Origin of the sequence: Chryseobacterium sp. SIMBA_038, assembly GCF_046535115.1 — a bacterium.
Lineage (GTDB): Bacteria > Bacteroidota > Bacteroidia > Flavobacteriales > Weeksellaceae > Chryseobacterium.
In genome coordinates, this window is record NZ_JAWRXH010000372.1 from 1 (window position 1) to 244 (window position 244).

A 244-nucleotide genomic window follows, 5' to 3' on the forward strand; every position below is an offset into this window, starting at 1 on the left:
CCTATTACTTCAGGAGGAAATAGTTTTGGAACAACAAGCCCATCTATATCAATAATACAGGCTGATTTTGTCACCGGATCCACCAAGATATTATTATAAGACAGATCGGAATGAGCAAGGCCCATCTGATGTAGTTTTTTTACTCCTCTACTGATATTAATGGCAATCTGAAAATAACTCAACCAGTCACCTAATTCTGACTGATCAAGTCTTAATGGATACTGTTGATTACGAAACATGGGTG

The 244-nt window shown here is 37.3% G+C and carries 1 pseudogene; it reads right to left on the reverse strand.

Annotated features, from left to right (window positions below):
* Positions 1–244 (reverse strand): annotated as a pseudogene (locus tag SB689_RS23940) (kinase); the annotation flags it as partial.